Source organism: Vibrio scophthalmi LMG 19158, from assembly GCF_000222585.1.
GTDB classification, from domain to species: Bacteria; Pseudomonadota; Gammaproteobacteria; order Enterobacterales; family Vibrionaceae; genus Vibrio; species Vibrio scophthalmi.
In genome coordinates this window covers 1-3,690 of the sequence record NZ_AFWE01000094.1, presented here as the reverse complement: position 1 = coordinate 3,690, position 3,690 = coordinate 1, and the positions used below count along the sequence as shown (strand labels likewise).

The following is a 3,690-nucleotide window of genomic DNA, read 5'->3' as shown; positions in this document are numbered from 1 at the left end:
TGAAAAATAAAGAAATAGTGCGCCGACTTAGCTCAGTAGGTAGAGCAACTGACTTGTAATCAGTAGGTCACCAGTTCGACTCCGGTAGTCGGCACCATTCTTTACTTTGAAAAGATAATTCCCCCTTAGTTCAGTCGGTAGAACGGCGGACTGTTAATCCGTATGTCGCAAGTTCAAGTCTTGCAGGGGGAGCCACTTTCAATTGACAAGCAAAGCTTGTTGATGAAAAACGTGCCGACTTAGCTCAGTAGGTAGAGCAACTGACTTGTAATCAGTAGGTCACCAGTTCGACTCCGGTAGTCGGCACCATCTTTTCCCCCTTAGTTCAGTCGGTAGAACGGCGGACTGTTAATCCGTATGTCGCAAGTTCAAGTCTTGCAGGGGGAGCCACATTCGAGAAAGCCTCATCATCTGATGAGGCTTTTTTTTGCCTGTCATTTACCCTTCCCTGCTTATCGCTCGTCATGCATAGATGACTCACTACAGTAAACTGGCCAATTGTTTAATGGTCGTGAGTGTTGGCATGCTCGGCATATCGTAGTTTGCCCCCGTCGCGACAATCACCGCTTGTTTTCCTGGTAGCATCATAATGTACTGCTCACCGATACCTACCGCCGATACTGCCCCATTTACAGTTGGAACCTGCCAAAAATGCAAACCATAACCCATGTTATAACCATGAAACTGACTATGCTTTAGTTGCTCAAACCAATGCTTAGCGACAATTTGTTGCCCTGCAAAATGCCCTTGATTAAGCCACATCAAGCCAAACTTTCCCATATCCTCCGGCGTAAGCATTAAACCCCAGTCTGCGCCAGGCTCATTGCTGCCATGCTGATTCGACCAACGATAATTTTCTATCGCTAACGGGGAAAATAGCTTCTCTTTCATGACCACAGCAAAGGGTTGACCATATACCCGCTCAATCACCTTGGACAAACCGACCGTTGAAAGACCACTATAAGCAAAACGAGTCCCTGGCTTAAAAGCGAGATCGGTGGAGAGGAACTGAGCTAACAAATCTTTAGCCATATAATGACGCGTAAATGCATTGCCTGAACTATACGAAGCGGCAAGTTCATCCAAGGCATAACCTGTCGACATATTTAACATATCCCGCACGCTAATTTGCATCTTCTCCGCTCTATCGTTCGCTTGATACTCGGGAAATAAACTGAACACCGGCACATCCAAACTGGCGAGCTTGCCTTCATCAACCGCGATGAAGATTAATGTGGCAACAAAGGACTTCGTCACCGAATGGAGATTATGCAGTTCAGAGGGCCCTACAGGCACACTAGGCCGACTTTGTGAGCCAATGCGGCCACTGCCCTGCCTATGCAGCTCAAACACCTTATCTCCGTGCTGCCACGCAATCAAAGAGTGGATATTATTTCCTTTACCGCTTTCCACTCGCTTTTCGATAGGCGCAAAACGCTCTGCACTGATCACAACCTTAACGTTGGGCTTGGAACAACCAAATAGGAATAAGCCCATCGCTAAGAAAAATAACTTTTGCTTCATCTTGTTACTCTCCATTGACTTCAGGCCAATAAAACAAAAAAAGAGAACGATTTCAGCGTGCTGCTATAGATATAAAAAAAGCGTGCGACTAAGCGCACGCTTTCTCAACTCATTTTGTCACTATCATCAAGCAAAGGTTATTTGCTTTGATTTAGAACCTTTACTTCTTCATTCAGCTCGGCCAGCTTTTGTTCCATTTGCTCACGGCATACATTCGCCACTTCACGCACTTGCTCTTTCTTACAGCCTTGTGTGCTCACTGGAGGTAGCATTTCAACGATAACATGACCATTGTTCCAACGGTTTAGCTTTACTCCTTCTGTTGAGCTACATACGATAGGCACCACATCAACCCCAGCACCAATAGCCGTATGGAAAGCACCGGTTTTAAATGGCAATAAACCACGGCCACGTGAGCGTGTGCCTTCTGGGAACATCCAAATAGACACATCACTGTTTTTCATTTTATCAATCACCTGATCAATGGTACCCATCGCTTTACTACGATTCCCACGATCAATCAAAATATTGCCTGTCAGCCAGTACAACTGACCAAACAACGGTAAGAACGCTAAACTCTTTTTACCAACAGTAACAACTTTAGGCGTTACCGCTGCGGCCACAGTAAAGAGATCCCAGTTATTCTGATGGTTAGCAATATAAACATGCTGACCACGTGTGTACGCATCTTCAGGCATTCTTAGCTCTAACTTAATGCCAAATACGCGAGCCATCTTGCCGAACAGGCGACCAAAGGTGAACACGTGTTTTGGGTTACGTGGGCTCAGCAAACAGTAGCCGCAACCAAAGACAAACATGACAATCGCAAATATCGCGACAGCAAAAACACGGAACAGTGCAATCATTAATGTTCTCCAAGAACAAGAGGGAAAAATTATGGCCATAATCTAACGTATCTTTTGGCCATAAAAAAGCCGAAACATGGGTTTCGGCTTACATTTGTTCGCTAAACTGTATTGTTACACAGTAAGCTTAATTAATTAGCGTCACGAAAACGTTCGATGTTTGCGCCCAACGCAGACAATTTATCTTCAATCTTATCGTAGCCACGATCGATGTGATAAATACGGTCAACAATGGTTTCGCCTTGTGCGATACAACCCGCGATAACAAGACTTGCAGAAGCGCGTAGGTCAGTTGCCATCACTTGAGCACCGCTCAGAGACTCAACATCACCACAGATCACTGTGTTGCCTTCGATTTCTGCTTTAGCGCCCATACGCATCAGTTCTGGCACGTGCATGAAACGGTTTTCAAAAATCGTTTCAGTGATCACGCCGCCGCCCTTAGCCATAAGGTTAAGTAGCGTAAACTGAGCTTGCATATCGGTTGGGAAGCCAGGGTGTGGTGCTGTACGGATAGTCACCGCTTTAAGCTCACGGCCAGTCATATCTAGCGAGATCCAGTCTTCGCCAGTTTCAACTTGTGCGCCCGCTTCTTCAAGCTTAGCTAGCACCGCTTCTAGTAGATGTGCACGAGTATTACGACATACCACTTTACCGCCAGAAACCGCAGCAGCAACTAAAAATGTACCTGTTTCAATACGGTCTGCAACAACAGCGTGTTTACCACCACCAAGACGTTCAACGCCTTCGATAGTAATGGTATCAGTACCTGCACCGGTAATTTTAGCTCCCAAAGCGTTTAAGAACTCAGCCGTATCAACGATCTCAGGTTCACGCGCAGCGTTATCTAATACTGTTTTGCCTTCCGCAAGCGTTGCAGCACACATGATAGTGATCGTGGCACCAACACTGACTTTATCCATTACGATATGGGCACCTTTAAGGCGGCCATCAACAGACGCTTTTACGTAACCATCTTCCAACACAATCGTCGCGCCTAATTGCTCTAGACCATGAATGTGTAGATCGACTGGACGCGCACCGATAGCGCAACCACCAGGTAATGACACTTGGCCTTGGCCAAAACGCGCCACTAGTGGACCCAGCGCCCAGATAGAGGCACGCATAGTCTTTACTAGATCATAAGGCGCACAATATTCATCGATGCAGCTTGGATCAACGTGCACAGAACCATTGCGTTCTACCTTAGCACCAAGGCGCTTTAGCAGTTCCATCGTGGTATCAATGTCACGTAAGTGAGGGACGTTAGTCACTTCAACCGGCTCTTCCGCCAAAATTG

At 46.3% G+C, this 3,690-nt stretch carries 3 protein-coding genes and 4 tRNA genes; 4 read left to right on the top strand and 3 right to left on the bottom strand.

All coding sequences use genetic code 11. The features are described 5' to 3' along the window. Window positions 1–21: 21 nt before the first annotated feature. The 4 genes from RH88_RS08430 to RH88_RS08415 all read left to right on the top strand — a co-directional run bounded on the left by RH88_RS08430 (window position 22) and on the right by RH88_RS08415 (window position 390). Window positions 22–97 (top strand) — tRNA-Thr (locus RH88_RS08430). Window positions 98–119: 22 nt separating this feature from the next. Beyond that, a tRNA-Asn gene (locus RH88_RS08425) sits at window positions 120–195 on the top strand. A gap of 38 nt (window positions 196–233) precedes the next feature. Beyond that, window positions 234–309 (top strand) — tRNA-Thr (locus tag RH88_RS08420). A 5-nt stretch (window positions 310–314) separates the two neighbouring features. Then, a tRNA-Asn gene (locus RH88_RS08415) sits at window positions 315–390 on the top strand. A 90-nt stretch (window positions 391–480) separates the two neighbouring features. On the opposite strand, the gene RH88_RS08410 is transcribed toward RH88_RS08415, so the two are convergent. The 3 genes from RH88_RS08410 to murA all read right to left on the bottom strand — a co-directional run bounded on the left by RH88_RS08410 (window position 481) and on the right by murA (window position 3,688). Then, window positions 481–1,524 carry a serine hydrolase domain-containing protein gene (locus tag RH88_RS08410; protein WP_005594975.1) on the bottom strand — a complete coding sequence of 348 codons (1,044 nt, stop codon included), beginning with the start codon at window positions 1,522–1,524 and terminating at the stop codon, window positions 481–483. Window positions 1,525–1,661: 137 nt separating this feature from the next. Then, complete coding sequence (locus tag RH88_RS08405; RefSeq protein WP_005594974.1) at window positions 1,662–2,390, bottom strand: 1-acylglycerol-3-phosphate O-acyltransferase; 729 nt, start codon at window positions 2,388–2,390, stop codon at window positions 1,662–1,664. 131 nt (window positions 2,391–2,521) lie between these two features. After that, on the bottom strand, window positions 2,522–3,688 hold the full coding sequence (murA, locus tag RH88_RS08400; protein ID WP_005594973.1) for a UDP-N-acetylglucosamine 1-carboxyvinyltransferase: 1,167 nt from the start codon (window positions 3,686–3,688) through the stop codon (window positions 2,522–2,524). Window positions 3,689–3,690 lie beyond the last annotated feature (2 nt).

Excerpts from the sequence above, each read along its gene's own strand:
- RH88_RS08405 (WP_005594974.1), bottom strand. The coding sequence starts at position 2,390 with ATGATTGCACTGTTCCGTGTTTTTGCTGTCGCGATATTTGCGATTGTC.
- RH88_RS08410 (WP_005594975.1), bottom strand. The coding sequence starts at position 1,524 with ATGAAGCAAAAGTTATTTTTCTTAGCGATGGGCTTATTCCTATTTGGT.